The sequence below is a fragment of the Methylobacter sp. Wu1 genome (assembly GCF_036553575.1).
In the GTDB taxonomy this organism is placed as follows: Bacteria; Pseudomonadota; Gammaproteobacteria; order Methylococcales; family Methylomonadaceae; genus Methylobacter.
The window spans coordinates 19,566-38,561 of the sequence record NZ_JAZHOC010000061.1 but is presented as its reverse complement, the minus strand read 5'-3'; the positions used below and the strand labels follow the sequence as shown (position 1 = coordinate 38,561).

Annotated in this window: 17 protein-coding genes; 9 read left to right on the top strand and 8 right to left on the bottom strand. The window is 54.1% G+C overall.

Going from position 1 to position 18,996, the window contains the following annotated elements; genetic code table 11:
- The first annotated feature begins 105 nt into the window (after window positions 1–105).
- Window positions 106–1,629: a CHAD domain-containing protein gene (locus V2P20_RS12445; RefSeq protein WP_331818760.1), complete on the top strand. Its 1,524-nt coding sequence runs from the start codon at window positions 106–108 to the stop codon at window positions 1,627–1,629.
- A 31-nt stretch (window positions 1,630–1,660) separates the two neighbouring features.
- On the opposite strand, the gene V2P20_RS12440 is transcribed toward V2P20_RS12445, so the two are convergent.
- The 4 genes from V2P20_RS12440 to V2P20_RS12425 form a co-directional block, all read right to left on the bottom strand.
- The gene (locus V2P20_RS12440) at window positions 1,661–3,547 is read right to left on the bottom strand and encodes a cytochrome c peroxidase (protein ID WP_331818758.1); all 1,887 of its coding nucleotides are present in this window, start codon (window positions 3,545–3,547) and stop codon (window positions 1,661–1,663) included.
- 59 nt (window positions 3,548–3,606) lie between these two features.
- Entirely contained in the window at window positions 3,607–4,950 is a 1,344-nt protein-coding gene (locus V2P20_RS12435) for a selenium-binding protein SBP56-related protein (RefSeq protein WP_331818756.1), read from the bottom strand.
- Between the two features lie 8 nt (window positions 4,951–4,958).
- Entirely contained in the window at window positions 4,959–5,237 is a 279-nt protein-coding gene (locus V2P20_RS12430) for a DUF4242 domain-containing protein (protein WP_331818754.1), read from the bottom strand.
- Between the two features lie 65 nt (window positions 5,238–5,302).
- Window positions 5,303–5,899, bottom strand: coding sequence for a TetR family transcriptional regulator C-terminal domain-containing protein (locus V2P20_RS12425; protein ID WP_331818752.1), 597 nt, complete (start codon window positions 5,897–5,899; stop codon window positions 5,303–5,305).
- 356 nt (window positions 5,900–6,255) lie between these two features.
- Here V2P20_RS12425 and V2P20_RS12420 point away from each other — a divergent pair, with 356 nt between their 5' ends.
- Window positions 6,256–6,939 carry a hypothetical protein gene (locus V2P20_RS12420; RefSeq protein ID WP_331818750.1) on the top strand — a complete coding sequence of 228 codons (684 nt, stop codon included), beginning with the start codon at window positions 6,256–6,258 and terminating at the stop codon, window positions 6,937–6,939.
- On the opposite strand, the gene V2P20_RS12415 is transcribed toward V2P20_RS12420, so the two are convergent.
- Entirely contained in the window at window positions 6,930–7,613 is a 684-nt protein-coding gene (locus V2P20_RS12415) for a YggS family pyridoxal phosphate-dependent enzyme (RefSeq protein WP_331818748.1), read from the bottom strand. The genes V2P20_RS12420 and V2P20_RS12415 overlap by 10 nt on opposite strands.
- Before the next feature lie 113 nt (window positions 7,614–7,726).
- Here V2P20_RS12415 and V2P20_RS12410 point away from each other — a divergent pair, with 113 nt between their 5' ends.
- Both V2P20_RS12410 and V2P20_RS12405 read left to right on the top strand, forming a co-directional pair.
- Window positions 7,727–8,764 carry a type IV pilus twitching motility protein PilT gene (locus V2P20_RS12410; protein WP_194969448.1) on the top strand — a complete coding sequence of 346 codons (1,038 nt, stop codon included), beginning with the start codon at window positions 7,727–7,729 and terminating at the stop codon, window positions 8,762–8,764.
- 9 nt (window positions 8,765–8,773) lie between these two features.
- A complete protein-coding gene (locus V2P20_RS12405; RefSeq protein ID WP_331818745.1) occupies window positions 8,774–9,907 on the top strand; it encodes a PilT/PilU family type 4a pilus ATPase in 1,134 nt (377 codons plus the stop codon).
- Between the two features lie 36 nt (window positions 9,908–9,943).
- Here V2P20_RS12405 and djlA read toward each other — a convergent pair whose 3' ends face one another.
- Window positions 9,944–10,750 carry a co-chaperone DjlA gene (gene djlA, locus V2P20_RS12400; protein ID WP_331818743.1) on the bottom strand — a complete coding sequence of 269 codons (807 nt, stop codon included), beginning with the start codon at window positions 10,748–10,750 and terminating at the stop codon, window positions 9,944–9,946.
- Between the two features lie 74 nt (window positions 10,751–10,824).
- On the opposite strand from djlA, the gene V2P20_RS12395 reads away from it, so the two are divergent.
- Entirely contained in the window at window positions 10,825–11,718 is an 894-nt protein-coding gene (locus V2P20_RS12395) for a phosphoribosylaminoimidazolesuccinocarboxamide synthase (protein WP_331818741.1), read from the top strand.
- A gap of 207 nt (window positions 11,719–11,925) precedes the next feature.
- On the opposite strand, the gene radC is transcribed toward V2P20_RS12395, so the two are convergent.
- Window positions 11,926–12,600 carry a DNA repair protein RadC gene (gene radC / locus V2P20_RS12390; RefSeq protein ID WP_331818740.1) on the bottom strand — a complete coding sequence of 225 codons (675 nt, stop codon included), beginning with the start codon at window positions 12,598–12,600 and terminating at the stop codon, window positions 11,926–11,928.
- Window positions 12,601–12,694: 94 nt separating this feature from the next.
- On the opposite strand from radC, the gene coaBC reads away from it, so the two are divergent.
- The 4 genes from coaBC to argB all read left to right on the top strand — a co-directional run bounded on the left by coaBC (window position 12,695) and on the right by argB (window position 18,000).
- Window positions 12,695–13,891 carry a bifunctional phosphopantothenoylcysteine decarboxylase/phosphopantothenate--cysteine ligase CoaBC gene (gene coaBC, locus V2P20_RS12385; protein WP_331818876.1) on the top strand — a complete coding sequence of 399 codons (1,197 nt, stop codon included), beginning with the start codon at window positions 12,695–12,697 and terminating at the stop codon, window positions 13,889–13,891.
- Complete coding sequence (dut, locus tag V2P20_RS12380; RefSeq protein WP_331818738.1) at window positions 13,872–14,327, top strand: dUTP diphosphatase; 456 nt, start codon at window positions 13,872–13,874, stop codon at window positions 14,325–14,327. The genes coaBC and dut overlap by 20 nt, the downstream gene beginning before the upstream one ends.
- 24 nt (window positions 14,328–14,351) lie before the next feature.
- On the top strand, window positions 14,352–16,844 hold the full coding sequence (locus V2P20_RS12375; protein ID WP_331818736.1) for a phosphomannomutase/phosphoglucomutase: 2,493 nt from the start codon (window positions 14,352–14,354) through the stop codon (window positions 16,842–16,844).
- A 265-nt stretch (window positions 16,845–17,109) separates the two neighbouring features.
- Window positions 17,110–18,000 carry an acetylglutamate kinase gene (gene argB / locus V2P20_RS12370; protein WP_331818734.1) on the top strand — a complete coding sequence of 297 codons (891 nt, stop codon included), beginning with the start codon at window positions 17,110–17,112 and terminating at the stop codon, window positions 17,998–18,000.
- Here the strand turns inward: argB and V2P20_RS12365 are convergent.
- Window positions 17,983–18,978 carry a DUF4124 domain-containing protein gene (locus tag V2P20_RS12365; RefSeq protein WP_331818732.1) on the bottom strand — a complete coding sequence of 332 codons (996 nt, stop codon included), beginning with the start codon at window positions 18,976–18,978 and terminating at the stop codon, window positions 17,983–17,985. The genes argB and V2P20_RS12365 overlap by 18 nt on opposite strands.
- Window positions 18,979–18,996: the final 18 nt, after the last annotated feature.

The window sequence follows — 18,996 nt, the reverse complement described above, 5'->3', positions numbered from 1 at the left end:
ACCTTTGGTAGTTGAACGCCGGCCTGTCATTAAACGTTAATACTCCGTTGGTACGCTTGGCAGTGTTGTACCAGACGACCCTGAACCATGACTAGCCCGGCAAATATGTTCCTAGATTTTGAATTTCCCATCAATTTAACGACGGAAAAATTTATCGCTCAACTAAGCGGTAAAGTGGATTTGCAACCGATTAGCCGACAATACACGCTCAAGACTTATTATGACAGCTTTGACTGGCGGCTCTACACTCACGGCATCACTTGCGAACTTAATCAATCCCTCTCTTCATCCACGCTGGTATTAAGGCATCTTGAAACAGGACGAATCATTGCCAAGGAAGAGCTTGATAGTGCTCCTGCTTTCAGCAGACAATTCAAACAGGGAGAGATACGCAGCCTGATCGAGCCGGCGCTGGAGATGCGCGCCTTATTGTCTGTCTGCAAACTGAATTATCAATGCCATCGGCTCAACATAATCAATAAGCGCGGAGAAACCATGCTCAATCTCTTTATTGAAGAGCATGATCTGTACAATAATCGCGCTTCAATGCAGCTAATCGATGGTCATGAGCATGCAGCCTCGGAAATCAGCGCATTATTAACTGCAGAACTTAACCTGAAGTTTTTAGACGAACCACTGCTGCTGACAGCCCTGAAACTGCAAGGCATCAAGCCTAAAACCTACACCTCGCGGTCGGCCATTAACCTGGATCCGGCCATGCGTGCCGATATTGCCGGCAAATTCATTTACAGCCACCTGCTGAAAACCATCAAGGACAATGAACAGGGAACCATTGCCCATACAGACAGCGAATTTCTGCATGATTTTCGCATCGCAGTCCGTAAAACCAGAACCGGCCTCAACCAAATCAAAGGCATACTGCCTGAGCCTATCAATTCATATTACGCCGAATTCTTCTCCTGGCTCGGACAGATTACCAGCCAGCCCCGTGATCTGGACGTTTTGCTATTGGATTTCGAACGCTACAAAGAGAGCCAGCCGGCTTCCACACAGGAGGACCTGAGTCCTTTGCATGAATTGATCCAGGCCAAACAAGAAAAAGCACATAAGGAACTGGTCAGGAAACTGAAGTCCGAAAAATACCTTTTTACATTATCCGAATGGGAGCAGTACCTGAAAGAGCCGGCATTAAGAAATCCGTTGGAGCCCAATGCCAAACTGCCCATTAAAGAGCTGGCCGATCGCAGGCTCTGCAAGATTTATGGCCGGCTTATGCAGAGAGGCGAAGCCATCACCGAGCAATCGCCGGCCGAAGCGCTGCATGAGGTAAGAAAGACCTGTAAAAAGCTGCATTATTTACTGGAGTTTTTTCAATCTCTTTATCCAGAAGACCAGATCAAGCCTCTTGTAAAATCCCTGAAAGTATTCCAGATCGTATTGGGGGAATTTCAGGACGCTGAAATACAGATACAGGCATTAAAACTATTCCGCGAGGAAATACTGGCCAACCCTGTGCCGGCCGATACGGTTTCAGCGATGGACCGATTGATTCAGGAACTGGGCGCCCGCCGGCATCGGGCGCGCCATGATTTCATCAAGCAATTCACCGCTTTTAGCCAGTCTGAAAGTCACTCCGTGCTTGATTCGCTGCTCGCTCTTAAAGCTTAAGCGACTTTATCATCATGATGCCTGGCTGAGCCTATTCCGCATCGCCGACCGGCGCGGCAAAAGCATCCGAAACCAGCTCCCGGACATTATCGCCGGTCAGCGCATTCAGGAAAGCCTCCAGATCATCCATGTCCTGAGCCGTCAAATTCAGCGGCTTAATCAAAGGGTCCAGGTTTTCATTAACAACGCCGCCTTTGTTATAGAACTCGATGACCTGCCGCAGCGTCCCGAGAGAGCCGTTGTGCATATAAGGCGCAGTCAGACTGATATTGCGCAAGGATGGGGTCTTGTATTTCCAGCGGTCATCCGGATTTTGAGTTATTTCATATCGGCCCAAGTCATTGGGTTTGATCTCGGAAACTGAATCGATCAACTGTGCCGCCACATCGACATATAGGCCTGGAGCGACCTGCACGCGTTGAGCGTCTTCCGTTTTGCCCATCGCGGCCGCATAGCCGATGCCGGTATTATGCAAACTATTATCCGTGAACAAGGCGTGTTCTGCAGTGACGACATGACAGCTTGAACAATTGGCCTTGCCGGTAAAAAGCTTGAAGCCGCGCTGCGCTTTGGCATCGAGCGCCTGCGGGTCTTTACCATAATACCAGCGGTCGAAAACCGAATTGGCCGAATTCAAGGTCCGTTCATAACTGGCGATCGCCATCCCCAAGCTTTCCATGTCCGGTCCCTTGCCGAAGACTTTCTTGAACAGTTCGTTGTAGTCGGCGCTGCTTTTCACCTTGTCGAGCACATAGCCGATGGAGGGATTGCCCATTTCGTTATGCGCCAGCAACGGCAGCCAGATCTGCTGCTCCAGCGCGTTTTCGCGGCCGTCATGGAACAGTTTCCGCGCATAAGCGATATTGTAGACCGTCGGCGTATTGCGCCTTACCGTCCGGCCTTCGATGCCGACGGCCGTGGCCATCTCGTTGCTGGCGAAGCCCTGCTCGGGAACATGGCACATGGCGCAGGAAAACGTGTTGTTGAACGACAGGCGGCGGTCATAGAACAGTTTGCGGCCCAGATTGACTTTGTCGGCAGTCAGCGGATTGTTGTCCGGCACAGGCACGGCAGGCAGGCCCAACGGCGGCTGCCTGATCGTTTTAAGTAGATCGGCCGGCTGGCCGGTGCGGTCGGTCAACGCCATCGAATGCGTTTCATAGTCGCTGCGTTCGTAGTGATTTTTATTGTCGCCGGCGGCATACAGTGCAGCGGTATCGGTTTTGATCGATTGCGTTTCCGATTTTTTCCCGGCCAGCAGCACAGTCTTGATGTCGTTGATTAGCGTCTCCGGCTGCAGGAACGAGACGCTGTAAATATTGCGCAGCTGTTTGTCTTTATCGATCAGGTAAACGCGCAAGATATGCGAGAACGTACCGGTAAAACGGCCCTGGTCGTCATAAATTTTTTCCAGGGTTTGCTTGTAGCTGTCCAGTATCGGCTGCAGCTGCCGCTCCGAGCGCGTGGTCAGGAACCGCCATTCGACGCCCGGTTCCTGAAATGCCTGTCCATACTGCTTCATCATGGCCGGCGTGTCATGCTCAGGATTGAAGCTTAAAGTCAACAGCCGCAATTGCTTGGCCAGTTCCGGCTCTTTTTTCAGGCGGCTCTTGATTTTGTGCAGCACCGAGGTCGCCAGCGGACAGCCGTTGACATCACTGCAGGTAGCATAAATAAAGCTCAGCAGGACGACTTTGTCGCCCATTAAATCATGCAGCGCTGCCTCATTGCCTTCCGTATCCAGCACGGCGCCATCGACGGCAGTCCCCAGAACCGGCAACTGATAAGTGCCCGGTTCCGGAGCGATAAATTCAAGGCGTTCGGAAGAAGGCGAAGCGGCGGGGCCAGAGTCGGCATAGCCGTTAGTCGTGATTAAACTGATCGCTAGCAATGCTGTGGTCAAGAGGACGCTGTTCATGGAGAGACTTACTCCGGTAAAACTGGAAAAAGGGCGGCCGAAGCCGCCCCTGTCATGGATCACTTGGATGATGAGGTTTTGTAAAGCGAGTAAGCGCCGAACTTCATCTGGTGGGCGCGGCCCAGTTTTTCCTTGATGAAATCGATCGCGAACTGCTCTTTCAACTCCTTGCCGTCCCAGTGGTAGGCTTTGAAGAACTGCTCGTTATCGGCGCCTTTCTTGTCCCAGTTGGCCAGCAATGAAGACGTGTAATACAGGCGCTTGCCGTCCCAGCTTGAAGACACCATGTTGACCTGGGCGCCTATTTTCTTCTCATAAACCTGTTTCGGCTTGAACGGGTCGCTGATATCGAACAGACGGGTTTTGCCGTCCATGAAGGTATTGACCCAGAGCCTTTTGTCATCGCTGGAGATCGAAATATCAACCGGCAGCGGCACTTTGGACGGCTCGCCGATATCGGCTACCTCTTTAGCCTGCCATTCGCCGGCTTTGTCTTCATGAATCAGCCAGATCTTTGAAGTCAGTGCAGTCGTACTGAAGCAGTAGTTGTGAGTTGGCTCCCAGGCACAGCGGATTTCCAGTGGCGCGCCCGGCACATCGAAGACTTTTTTCGGCTTCCGTGCGTGCAGATCCCACTGCACCATCGTGTTGCCGAAACGCTTCATGGCTTCCTTGTCGCCGAGCATTTTGCCGAAATCCATCATGTAATTCGACCAGCCCGTAAACGAGGTTGTCAGCATCAGGTTGCGGCGTGGCAGTGCGCGCACATCATAGTTGTAACCGTCGGCATACTTGCCGGTTTTGATGGCGCCTTGCAGGTTGCTGTCGGTCGGCAGCCAGTAGGTCGCCACATAGTCACCGTCATTGGTATATTCCACCAGTGCGGTGCGGCCGCCGTGGTCCTTATTGTTGGAAAGGCCCGTGATGATCATGCGGCCCGGCAATGCATAGGTCGAGTGCGGGCCGACTACGCCGCCGCTTTTGGCGACGAAATCGGTGATGGTCTTGACCAGTTTGGGCTTGGCCGGATCACTGTGCACATCGAAGACAAAGATTTTATTGGTGTCGAGAGAGCCGGCCCATAAATAGCGGCGGTCGTCGGTGAAGTCGGAATGATGCGCCTCATTGCGCCCGCCCACGGACACGCTGTGGATGATTTTGCCGTAAGTTTTCGACTTCGGATTGACATCGACGGTCACCATCTTGTCCTGCCCATCGCCCACGCCTTCCATCCCCAAGGTCCAGACATAAACCACATCCTCCTGGCCGGTAATCTTGACCATGTAAGGCGATTGGCAGGTCTCGTCGGCCTGCGCGGCGGTGATGCCGGCCAAACCGAGCGTGGACGCGGTAAAGGCGCACGCTGTCATGAAGCGGTTCAGCCGCTGTTTGTTCGATTTCATAATTACTCCTATTGGTTCTCGGCCGTTGTCGGGTCGATCACGGTTTTAACCTGGGAAATGCGGTTGGCCGGGAATCCGCCTTTTTCGGCATGGGCTCTGAGCGTCGCTTCATCGGGCGCGATATAGACGCAATACACTTTGTCGTCGGTCACATAACTCTCAAGCCACTGTATCTGGGGACCCATGTCGCGCAAAATGCCGCACGATTTTTGCGAGATGCCTTGCAGTTCCTGAGGACTTAACGCGCCGGCACCGGGTATCTCCCGTTCGATAATGTATTTGGGCATACAGCTTCTCCTGTTGGATTAATATATAGATGACTGGTCGTCTCTATTTTGGTGACAAAAAAAAATCAGGCCTTGAAAAAATCCTCCAACAATTCCTGACAACATTGCTTCAGCGGCGCCGAAGACTTTTCGATCTTCATCCTTAACAGAGCGCCCTGCCAGGCATTGACCAGCAAATCGGCCATGTCGGCGGCCGATTTATCGGCTCTGACCATGCCTTGCCGCTGCGCTTGTTCCAATCCTGATTGCAATAAATTCCGGTAGCGCCCGACCGCGCTCTGTAGAGAAGCCCGGCAGATTTCGCTGGTATCGCCGATTTCCCCCATCAGATTGCCGAGCAGGCAGCCGCCTTTGAATTCGGCTTTTTCAAGTTCGCCGATCAGTTCATCGAAATAAAGCCGCAGCGCAGTCAGGGCATCCATGTTCGGGTTGTCCAGATGTGCGCTTAACTGTTCGATGAACGGATTGATATAATGCTGAATGACAGCCGCGCCGAACGCTTCCTTGCTGCCGAAATAATTATAGAAAGACCCTTTGGGGATCTGCACGGCGTCGAGGATTTCTTTCAATCCGGTGCCGTGATAACCCTGCTCCATCAGCAGCGCGACGCCCTGGCTGAGCAGATTCTCCCGATTGATCTGTTTTTGCGTGATTTTCGTCATGGCTCAATAATACGACCGGTTGTCTCAATCGTCAAAATATATTTTTTCTAATGCGCGATATGCCCCATTTGCCTGCGTAATATGCCGCATAAAAAAGCGGAAGTGTGTCAAGACAATCGGCGCAAACCCTGATTATCAATGACTTGGCATCAGGCAAAACCAATAATTTCAGCAGATTCCATGCCAAATTGAGCGGCATATTGTCGCGCGGCAATATGACACACGACAAGCCATATTCAAATCGTTAGACTTTTCCCGACTCTTACCTGTACTCAACAGTAGAGTTACTTATCCTTCCTCACAATAATGCGGGCAGCCTGGATCGTCCGCATTTTTTTTAATAAATGGAGGTTGTTATGAAACGCAGTGAAGTCTCTCACGCGATTGAGCACGTCAATTACAAAGAACTGATCCGGCAGACCGCCATCCATGAGGCGGGGCACGCCGTGGCGATTCATTTAGGCAACCGGCAAAAATCGCTGCCGCCGGTTTTTTTTCAGATTGTCATTAAAAAACCGGCCCCTGATTTTCCCCGGCACGCATCAGAATCTTACGCCCATTGCACGGCCAAAGTCGAGGGCGGGCGCTTGATCCATATGCTGCCGTCTTCGATTGAAGAAGCCACAAACGATTTCTCTATAGAACAAAAACAAGCCTATCAACAGGCTTTCGAAGCCGACATTGTCAATCTGCTGATTGGGCCGCTGGCCGAAGCCCGATACATCGCCTCGCGCGATGATGAAGTCATTAACGCCTATCTGGTGAATCTGAATGCACTGCGCTATTACGGCGGCACATCCGACCTGGAACTGGCCGGCGAATATCTCGAATGCTTTATAGCGGACCAAGCGCTGCGCGAAAAGAAAATCGGCGAGCTTTTCATGAAAGCCTTCGCATTTGTCCATCATGCGCAAAACTGGCGGGCCATCATGGCTTTGGCGGACTATATTCTGGCCAGCCCGAAATCGATCATTGATTGCGAAGAAGTGATGGCATTGCTGGACAACTGCCTTATCCAAAACCGATATGCCTATGCTTGAGCATAGGCCCGGGCACCGAACAATGCCGTACCTATCCTGACGATCGTAGCCCCTTCCGCAATCGCCGCTTCCAGATCATCGGTCATGCCGAACGAGAACGTATCCAGCTCAGGCCTGCCGAGCGCCGCCACGGCCTGATAAAGCGCCTTATAAGGTTGACGCTGCCGCTCGAAATCGGCCTCGGGCGCAGGAATGGCCATGACGCCGCGCAGCTTTAAATGCGGCAGTTGCGCCACTTGCTCGCACATATCCGGCAACTCGGCCAGGGTGATGCCAGACTTGCTAGCCTCGCCGCTGATGTTGACCTGCAGGCAAATATTGAGCGGCGGCAGATGGGCCGGACGCTGCTCGCTCAACCGTTGTGCGATTTTCAACTTATCAACGCTATGGACCCAGTCGAAATGCGCCGCTATGGGTTTGGTTTTATTGGACTGGATGGGGCCGATAAAATGCCAGGTAATGTCAAAAGCGCCGAGTTCCTGCTGTTTCTTCAGCGCTTCCTGAAGATAACTTTCCCCAAAATGGCGCTGGCCCGCCCTGTAGGCGCTAGCAATATCGCCGGCCGGCTTGGTCTTGCTGACCGCCAGCAATAAAACCGATCCCGGTTTGTGGTGATAGGCCTGCTCAGCCTTGCTGATTTGGTCCCTTATCTGTTTGAGTCGCTCGGCTATCATAATCTGTGCAATATTTAAGCTACGTTGCCGATTATTAAACAATACGCCTTCAAAAAAGCAAAGACTTGAACTATGGTATAGAGATGATTTTTTAAACGCTTCAAGAGGATGTTATGGATATTGCCGAGTTATTGGCCTTTTCAGTTAAAAACAACGCGTCGGATTTGCATTTGTCCGCCGGCCTGCCGCCCATGATCCGGGTCGATGGCGATATCCGCCGCATCAATATTCCCGCTCTGGAGCATAAGGAAGTGCATGCGCTGATGTATGACATCATGAACGACAAGCAGCGCCGCGATTATGAGGAATTCCTGGAAACCGACTTTTCCTTCGAATTGCCCGGCATTGCCAGGTTCCGTGTCAACGCGTTCAATCAGGAGCGCGGCGCGGCCGGTGTTTTCAGAACGATTCCGTCCAAAGTCATGAGCCTCGAAGAGCTGAAGGCCCCCAAATTTTTTGAGGAACTGACGCGCAAACCGCGCGGCCTGATTCTGGTGACGGGTCCTACCGGCTCGGGCAAATCGACGACGCTGGCGGCCATGATCAACCATATCAACATCAACGATTACGCGCATATCCTGACCGTTGAAGACCCGATCGAATTCGTGCACGAAAGCCAGAAATGCCTGATCAACCAGCGCGAGGTTCACCGCGACACCCACGGCTTTAACGAAGCGTTGCGCTCGGCCCTGCGTGAAGACCCGGACGTTATCCTGGTCGGCGAGATGCGTGACCTGGAAACGATCCGGCTGGCCTTGACCGCAGCCGAAACCGGCCACTTGGTATTCGGCACCTTGCACACCTCCTCGGCCGCCAAAACCATCGACCGTATTATCGACGTCTTTCCAGCCGCCGAAAAAGACATGATCCGCTCGATGCTGTCCGAATCGCTGCAGGCGGTTATTTCGCAGACCCTGCTCAAGAAAGTCGGCGGCGGCCGTATTGCCGCACATGAAATTATGGTCGGCACGCCCGCGATCAGAAACCTGATCCGCGAAGCCAAGGTCGCGCAAATGTATTCGGCCATCCAGACGGGCCGCAAAGACGGCATGCAGACGCTTGATCAGAACCTGAAAGAACTGGTCGACAAGGGCCTGATCACAGCCAAGACCGCGATGGTCAAAGCCGTCAACAAAGATATGTTCCGCTAAGAGGTCAGCATGGATTTTAAAACGCTACTTGCACTGATGGTGCAGAAAAAAGCATCCGATTTGTTTATTACGGCTGGCCGGGCGCCGACCATGAAAGTCGACGGCTCGCTCGTGGAAGTATCCAAATCGCCGTTGACGGAAGAGCAATCGTTAAGAATCGTCCTCAGCATCATGAACCAGAAGCAGAGGGACGAGTTTGAAAACACCAAGGAATGCCAGTTCGCGATCAGCGTGCCGAGCCTGGCGCGTTTCAGGGTCAGCGCCTTCACGCAACGCGACGCGGCCGGCATGGTGCTCCGGCGCATTGAAAACGATATTCCGGATTTTGAAAGCCTGCATTTGCCGCCCGTCTTGAAAGACCTGATCATGGAAAAACGCGGTCTGGTCATTTTCGTCGGCGCGACCGGCACCGGCAAGTCCACCTCGCTGGCGTCACTGATCAAATACCGCAACCAGAACAGCAGCGGCCACATCATCACCATCGAAGACCCGATGGAGTACGAGCATCAGCACCTGGGCTGCATCATCACCCAGCGCGAAGTCGGCGTCGATACCGAATCCTATGAAGTCGCGTTAAAAAATACCTTGCGGCAGGCGCCCGACGTCATCCTGATCGGCGAAATCAGAACGCGCGAAACCATGCAGAATGCGATCACCTTCGCCGAAACCGGGCATTTATGCCTGTCCACACTGCACGCCAACAACGCCAACCAGGCGCTGGACCGGATTCTGCATTTCTTTCCCGAAGAAATGCACGATCAATTGTTCATGGACTTGTCGTTGAACCTGCGCGGCGTCGTAGCCCAGCAACTGATCAAGCGCGCGGACGGCAAGGGCCGCTATCCGGCCGTCGAGGTCTTGATCAACACGCCGCTGGCCAAGGATTACATCCGCAAAGGCGAGATCAACAAGCTCAAGGAGCTCATGAAAGACTCGCGCGAGCAAGGCATGCAGACGTTTGACCAGGCGCTGTACGACCTGTATGTCGCCGGCAAGATCAGCTACGACGATGCCCTCAACTCGGCCGATTCCAGAAACGAAGTCCGCCTGATGATCAAGCTGGGCGCTGACAGTTCCGGCACTTTCGATGATAACAGCATGGTATTGACGGAAACCGATGACGACAAAGGCACGATTTTTTAAGCTCGCGTTTTGGGTGGAGGGAAACCTGCCGTATTGTCAGATTTTTCTGCCCGATTTCTGAATCGTCTCGTAAGCCTTTCTGATCTGCTGGGTTTTTTCCTTGGCGATGGTCATCATTTCTTCCGGCAGGCCTTTGGCGACCAGCTTGTCGGGATGATGCTGGCTGATCAGACGCCGGTAGGCTCTTTTAACCTCGGCATCGCTGGCCGCAGGCGTCAGACCCAACACGTCATAAGCGTCCTGCAGGCTGGATTGCTGCCGGGCCTTTTGATGCTGCCGGCCCTGGCCGTAGAAACGGTACTGGACCTGCAGCTGTATTTTCATGCGCTCATAGTCAAAACGCGAAACGCGCAGCTGTGCACAGATATGCAGGAGCAGCCGCTCTTCGTAATCATTAAGCGCGCCATCGGCAACAGCCGCCTGCAACTGGATTTCGACAAATATGCGTATAAGATCGGTTCGCCAGTGGCATTCCCTGCGAAATTGCGCCAGCACCTCATCGAGCGGAAAACCGGGCTGCTTGCCCTGCCGAAACAGATTGATCGCAGTCGTGCGCAGGGCGCCTGAGATCCCCATCTGATCCATGACCCGATTGGCCAGGGCTATTTCTTCCGGTGTGATGCGGCCATCGGACTTGGCGATATGGCCCATAACCGAAAAAGTCGTGGTAAAAAACGCCATTTGCACGCGTTGCTGGTCCCCGTCGCCGAACAGTTCGCTGCTTCCGATATCGGCAAAACCTTCATCAAACTGATGGCCGACGGAAGCGCCCAAGATCGCCCCCAAAGGCCCGCCGAACAGGAATCCGAACGCGCCGCCTAGAAATTTGCCTAACCAAGCCATTTATATCAATCCAGTTCAATGCGAAACAATGATAAAATTACCATATTTTCCACTTGAACGTTTAGCGAGGTCTTATGAATGCTCCGGCAGCTCTTTACGAATCATCACTGTCTTCTTTAAAACTGCGCGCGCGCGGCAAGGTCCGCGATATTTACGACATTGATGACAAGCACATGCTGATCGTAACGACAGACCGGCTATCCGCATTCGATGTAATCCTGCCCGACCCAATCCCCGGCAAAGGCCGCGTCCTGACGCGCGTTTCCAATTTCTGGTTTGCCAAATTAAGCCATATCCTGCCGAATCATCTGGCTGACATCCCGCTGGAACAGGTCATTGCCGATCCGGCCGAGCGCGCGCAAGTCGAAGGCCGCGCGGTGGTTGTGAAAAAAATGAAGCCGCTGCCGGTTGAGGCCATCGTGCGCGGCTATCTGATCGGCTCCGGCTGGAAGGATTACCAGAAAACGGGTGCGGTTTGCGGCATCCGGCTGCCGGAAGGCTTAAAGCAGGCCCAGCAATTGCCGGAAGCCATCTTTACGCCATCGACCAAAGCCGGCGTCCACGAACACGACGAGAACATCTCGTTTGAAAAAGCCGTGGAACTGATGGGCCAGGACATAGCTGAAAAAGTGCGAGACGCCAGCTTGCGGCTGTATACGGAAGCGGCCGCCTATGCCAAGGAACGCGGCATCATTATCGCCGACACCAAATTCGAATTCGGTCTCGACGAGAACGGCGTCCTGCATCTGATTGACGAAGCCTTGACGCCCGATTCATCACGCTTCTGGCCTGCCGATGAATATCAGGTAGGCATCAGCCCGCCCAGCTTCGACAAGCAGTATGTGCGCGATTACCTCGAAACGCTGGATTGGGATAAAACGGCGCCGGGCCCATCACTGCCGGCCGAAGTGGCCGAGTTCTGCGCGGCCAAATACCGCGAAGCGGAAGCCCGATTGACGCAGGGTTAGTGGGACACAAAACCCATCGTGCTTCAATTTAGTTATGATGTAAAACCACGAAAGCCACGAAGTTTTATATTATTCATGGCCTAGCCGGACAGGGCATGCTGCCCTGTCCGAAACGTTTGACGTTGGTTATGCAGCCTTTTAGCTCAGACATTGTAGAAATGTCAGGAACGGGGTTGCAAACCCCGTTGCGCTTGAGAGCTTCATAGTTTACAGCAGCCCGTGCTCGGCAAACGAGTACGGCTGCCCATCCCCGATAATGAAATGATCCAGCACGCGGATATCGAACAAAGCCAAAGCCTGCTTGAGCTTCTCGGTAATCTGTCTGTCAGCCTGGCTGGGCTCGGAAATGCCGGAAGGATGGTTGTGGGCGAAGATGACTGCCGCGGCATTGTGATGCAGCGCCTGCTTGGCCACTTCCCTGGGATAAACGCTGGCACTGTCTATGGTGCCCCTGAACAGTTCGTCAAGCTTTATGACCCGATGCTGGTTGTCCAGGAACAGGCAGGCGAACACCTCATAGCTGTAGCCGCGCAGGTGCGCGCTCAGATAGGCTCGGGTAATATCCGGGCTGGTCAGCGCATTGCCGCGCTGCAGAATTTCCTTAAAATGCCGCCGGGCCATCTCCAGCACAGCCTGAAGCTGTGCGTATTTTGCGCTTCCCAGACCATTGGCCCGGCAAAAGCGCGACAAATCGGCATCGAGCAGAGACTGTAGCGAGCCGAAGTCGGCCAATAATTCCCGGGCCAAATCGACGGCCGATTTGCCCGGCGTGCCGGTACGCAAAAAAATGGCCAGCAGCTCCGCATCGGTTAATGCTGCCGAACCGCGTTGCAACAGTTTTTCCCGGGGCCGCTCTTCGGCAGGCCAGTCCTTGATAGCCATAGGTATCTCCTTATGCTTATGAGAATTTAAGCATAGAAGAATTTTTCCAGACTTGCCATAATAATGCGTTGATTAATTTTTCAGGTGCTTCCCCATTAACACGCATATTTTATTGGCTGTCTGCGGCGGCATTGCCGCTTATAAATCGGCTGAGCTGGTCAGATTGCTGCGTAAGAAAGGCGCCGATGTGCGCGTGGTCATGACGCGTTCCGCCATGCAGTTTATCAGCCCTTTGACATTCCAGGCGCTGTCCGGCAATCCCGTGCATACCGAACTGCTCGATGCCGAAGCGGAAAATGCCATGGGCCATATCAATCTGGCGCGCTGGGCCGACAAAATCATTATTGCTCCGGCAACGGCGGACACGATCGCCAAGTTGAGCCACGGCCTGGCTGACGACTTGCTGTCGACGCTTTGCCTTGCCGCCACCTGCCCCATTTATATCGCGCCGGCCATGAACCAGGCCATGTGGCGCAAGCCCGTCACGCAGGACAACCTCAAAAGACTCATCGCCTATGGCGCCACGATAATCGGCCCCGGCCAGGGCGAACAGGCCTGCGGCGAAACAGGCTTCGGCCGTATGTCCGAACCGGCTGAAATCTGTGAGCGTTTATGGGCCGAACCTACAGGTCAGCATTTGCATGGCAAGAAAATCCTGATCAGCGCCGGCCCCACGCGCGAGCCGCTCGATCCGGTGCGCTACATCACCAACCGCAGCTCCGGCAAGATGGGCTACGCGCTGGCGCGCGCGGCGCTTAAAGCCGGCGCACGGGTGACGCTGGTCAGCGGACCGGTTGCCCTGACGCCGCCAGCCGACGCCGACGTGGTCAAGGTGGAAACGGCGGCGCAAATGTACGAGGCTGTCATTGCCAGAGCCGAGGCGCACGATATTTATATCGGAGCGGCAGCCGTCGCCGACTACACGCCTGCAACCGTACAGCCTGAAAAGATCAAGAAACAGGACGAGCAGACCACCATAACGCTGCAAAAAACCCGCGATATTCTGGCCGAAGTCGCACAACTGCCCGGCCGGCCGTTCACAGTGGGCTTTGCCGCCGAAACCCATGATCTTGAATCCTATGCGCTCGGCAAGCTGACCGCCAAGAAACTCGACATGATCGCAGCAAACTGGGTAGGCCGCGATCAGGGCGGCTTCGACAGCGAACAGAACGCCTTACAGGTTTTCTGGGCAACGGGTCAGCAAACCCTGGCCATGACCGATAAAACCCAGTTAGCGGAACAATTAATCAGCTTAATCGCAAAGAGATGTGATGAAAAAAATACAGCTTAAAATTCTGGATGACCGCCTGGGCAAAGAAATTCCTTTGCCTGAATATGCAACGGCGGGATCGGCCGGCCTGGACTTGCGCGCCTGCCTGGACGAGCCGGTCGAATTGAAGCCCGGCGAAACCGTACTGATTCCGACCGGACTGGCTATCCATATCGATGATCATCAACTGGCGGCAGTCTTATTGCCGCGCTCTGGCTTGGGTCATAAACACGGCATCGTGCTGGGCAATCTGGTCGGGCTGATCGATTCCGACTACCAGGGCCAGGTTTTTGTATCATGCTGGAACCGCGGCGATACGGCCTTCACCATCAACATCGGCGAGCGCATTGCGCAAATGGTTTTTGTGCCGGTCGCCCAAGTGTCGTTTGAACAGGTCGTTGAATTTGACGAAAGCGCCCGAGGCGCCGGCGGGTTTGGCCATACGGGCCGTCATTAGTCGTTTTTTAGTAGAGATCAAAAAATGGAACGCATCTTAGCGTGGCTATCGGCAGTAATCATCCTGATGATTTTGAGCGTTGGCGCCGGCGTTTACTGGATATCCGCATCGGAGGTCGCGCAGGCAAAACAGGGTGCCGCGGCCGCGCAGGCGCAAGGGGCGGCTTTGGCGCTATCCGAACAGATTGCGGCCCGGCAACGCATTCTCGATAAAATGGCGCAAGATCCGGAGGTGCTGGCGGCCGTTTCCGGCGCCGATCCCGCCCTGTTGAGCGCAGTGGCCTCAAAACTGGAAAAACAGGTTCCCGATGCCTTGAAAGTCCGGGTGCTGTTGCCCGGCGCCAGCGAACTGGATGAAAAAAGCGTGCCGCGCATGGGCTATGCCGATCTGGATATGGTGCGCGAAACCTTCGCCAAAAACCAGCCGGTCGCCATACAGGGCGATCAGGGCCCCGACCGGCATTTGGCCATGACGAGCAGGATCATGCGCAATGATCAGGCCATCGGCGTTATTCTCGCCAGCCTGAGCTACGACTTTATCAATAAAAGCCTGCAAGCCATGCCGGCCAAGGGCAGCTACCTGGAATTAAGGCAAGCCGCCCTGGTACTGGCTTCTTCCGGCAGTCAGGCCGCTGGCGAGCTCGATGTCAACGAGCAAATAAACGTCGCGCATGCGGACTGGCAGCTTCATTATGGCTATCCGGCTGGCGCGGATGTTCATGAATTGTCGATGATAGCCGGCTTTACCGTCATTATCGCGCTGTTTGCCGCGCTGGCCTTCTTTGTCGGCTACCGGAAGTTATCAGAACTGCTGGATCAGGATATCAGCATTGTGCTGAAAGCTTTCAAGGACATGATTACCCATAAATCTCTCGGCAATTATCCGGTCTATTTAACTCAAATGCAGGGCATTATCCCAACGCTGGCGCAATACAAACGGGTCATGGAAGGTCATGATGATCAGGCTATCACTATAGATCAAGATGAAGCATTCGAATTCGATGATGTTCTAGGCAGACCGGTGAATTCCGGTTTGCATTTGTCGGTTATTGAAGAAGACCTGCCTGATGCGCAGCCTGCCCAGGCCCCTGCCTTGGCGGCAAAAGCAATCGGGAAAGACCTGCCGAAACCAACTGAGATGCCCGACGCCCTGGCGGCCATTTTCAGGGCTTACGACATCCGCGGCATTGTCGGCAAAACGCTGACTGAAAAAGTGGTTTACGATGTTGGCCGCGCGCTAGGGACTGAAGCCCGTCAGCACGGATGCAGAACGATTGTCGTGGGACGGGACGGCCGGACCTCAAGCCCTTCCTTGACCGAGGCGCTGGCTGACGGCATCCTTGCCACCGGCCAAAATGTGCTGGATATCGGCATGGTCCCGACGCCAACCCTTTATTACGTGGCCAAGCATACCGAAGGCCAGTGCGGCGTCATGATCACGGGCAGCCATAACCCGGCCGATTATAACGGCCTGAAGATGGTCATCAATGGCGAAACGCTGGCTGGGGACAGAATTCAGCAGCTTAAACAGTGCATCATGAGCCAGGCCTACGCCACCGGCGAAGGCAGGATAGAGCGCAACCCCCTGCTCGCCAATGAATATATCGGCGCAGTTGCCGAGGATATTCACATCGCCAGGCCGATGCGGGTAGTGCTGGACTGCGGCAACGGCGTCGCCGGTGAACTAGGCCCTGTGCTGTTAAGAACCATCGGCTGCGAAGTCATCGAATTATTCTGCGATGTCGACGGCACGTTCCCTAACCATCATCCGGACCCCAGCAAACCGGACAATCTGGCCGACCTGATTGCATCGGTCAAGCATTACCAGGCGGACCTGGGCATCGCTTTTGACGGTGACGGCGATCGTTTGGGCGTAATCGATTCAAACGGCAAAATCATCTGGCCGGACCGGCAAATGATGCTGTACGCCAAAGATGTATTGGCCTCGAACCCGGGCGCGGAAATTATTTATGACGTCAAATGCTCGCGGCATCTGCCGGCACAGATCGTACAATCCGGCGGCAGACCCGTGATGTGGAAAACGGGCCATTCACTGATGAAGGCAAAGCTGAAAGAAACCGGCGCAAAGCTGGCCGGTGAGATGAGCGGCCATATCTTCTTCAATGACCGCTGGTTCGGTTTCGATGACGCCTTGTACTCGGCCGCGCGCCTGATAGAGATACTGTCGGCCGATACACGCAACAGCGCCGAGGTGTTCGCCGATTTCCCGGACAGCGTCAATACGCCGGAACTGAATATCGATCTGGCGGAAGGCGAAAACTTCAAATTCATAGAAAGCATGTTCGCGGCGGCCAACTTTACCGGCGGCAAGATTACCAATATCGACGGCATGCGCGTGGATTTCGTCAACGGCTGGGGATTGGTGCGGGCCTCCAACACGACCCCGTCGCTGGTTGTCCGCTTCGAAGCCGATACCCGGGCCTCCCTCAGCGATATTCAGGCGCAATTCAGACAGCTCATGCAGAAAATCAAGCCGGATATTGTGTTACCTTTTTAACTGATGTTACGCAAGCCGTAAAAAATACCACGAAGAACATAAAGAACACGAAGAAAAATATAAAACTCAAGCGGAACGGGGTTTGCAACCCCGTTCCTAAAGTTTCTGCGATGTCTGAGCTAAGGGGCTGCACTTAACTAGCATCGAACGTTTCGGACAGGGCAACATGCCCTGTCCGGCTATGTTATGAACAATATAAAACTTCGTGGTAAAAATTTCTTAGTCATGGCATAACACCAATTTTAATACTGGAAAATCAAAAACTATGCAGAAAAAAACAGCTCACCAAATAGCGGATGTCCTGATCGAGGCATTGCCCTACATCCAGCGCTTCAAAGGCAAAACCGTCGTGGTCAAATTCGGCGGCAATGCCATGGTCGATGAGGCGCTGAAGCACAGCTTTGCCCGCGATATCGTGCTGATGAAACTGGTCGGCATCAATCCCATCGTCGTTCATGGCGGCGGTCCGCAAATCGGACGCTTGCTGGAAAAAATCGGCAAAACCTCAAACTTCATCGACGGCATGCGCGTCACCGACAGCGAGACCATGGATGTGGTGGAAATGGTGCTGGGCGGGCTGGTCAACAAGGAAATCGTCAATCTGATCAATATGCACGGCGGTAAAGCGGTCGGCCTGACCGGCAAGGACGGCAATTTCATCCGCGCAAAAAAGATCGCGCTGAAAAAATCGGCGCAGGAGGCGCAAGCGCCGGAAATCATTGATCTCGGCCATGTCGGCGAAGTCAGCAGCATCGATCCGAGCGTGGTCGACATGCTCGGCAACAGCAATTTCATTCCGGTCATTGCCCCGATCGGGGTCGGCGAAGACGGCTTTTCCTATAACATCAATGCCGATCTGGTGGCGGGAAAAGTGGCCGAAGTTCTGAAAGCCGAGAAACTGATCCTGTTGACCAATACCGCCGGTATTCTCGATAAGCAGGGCGAACTGCTGACCGGCCTGTCGATAAAGGACATAGACACTCTGATCGCCGACGGCACCATTTCCGGCGGCATGATCCCGAAAACCCGCTGCGCCACCGATGCGCTCGAAGGCGGCGTGACCAGCGTGCATATCATCGACGGCCGCGTCGATCACGCCGTGCTGCTGGAACTGTTCACCGACCAGGGTGTCGGCACATTACTGATCAGTCACTAGCAACGCGGATTCGATATAAGGTCTGAATGCAGACCTTATATCCCAAACCTTCTGGCTGGCGCACAGCTCCGCGCCCAGCGATGTGTCGCGGCAATGGACGTCCAGAAAAAGCTGCTGCCTGCCGTTGCCATCGTCCGTTCTTGAAACAGACAAGCTCAGATCGCCGTCCTTGGCAGGCGCCTTGCTCATGATCAGCTTGTCGTTATCGATGTCGGCGTCGGTTGAGGCGTGCGTATTGATAAAGTGATGGGCGATGGCCCAGGCTTTCGCGCATTGCGCCTCGCTGTCGCAGATGAAAAGCCCCAGTTCCGGCATCTTGTTTTGCGCTGTTTCGGCGTTTGCATCCGGCGCGCCATCGCCTGATCCGGTTAAGAATTTATAGCGCTCGATATCTGCTGCATTTTGCGCTTGGGCCAGCTGCATCTTCTCCGACTGCTTGTCTATTTCTGCCTGCGCGAGCTGAATTTGCGCCTCGGCGGACTTGATGCGATCCAGCAGAGCTGCCGGGGATTTCTCGCCGTTGCGCTCATGCGCCGCGGCCTGTTTTTGCTGGGCCTCCAGCTGGCTTTCGAGGCGCTGCAGATTGCTCTGCAGTAAGCTTTTCTGGATCTCCAGCGTTTTCATATTGTTTTCCAGCATCGCCCGCATATCGTCGAGGCTGCGGAAAGTGCTGAGCAAAACCTGATCGTGCGATTTTTGCTTGGCGATCATTTTCTCCTGCGCTTTCCTGAGCGCTTCCAACTGCCGGTCCTGCGCCTGCTGCTCTTTTGTTCTGGCTTGCGGAGTAACCCCAACCACTCTACCCTTTTCATTGAGCGACTCGCGGCGGTATCCCGCATGTTCCGGCGGCACCTGATCGGAAAAGAAAACATTGCCGTGTTCATCCACCCATCGGTACATTTTTTTGGCCAGCGCGACCTGGCTACTGAGCAAACAGATCAGGCCGGCTAAACAAAGGCTTACTGTAGAAATGCGCATTGACATAGATTCATCGAC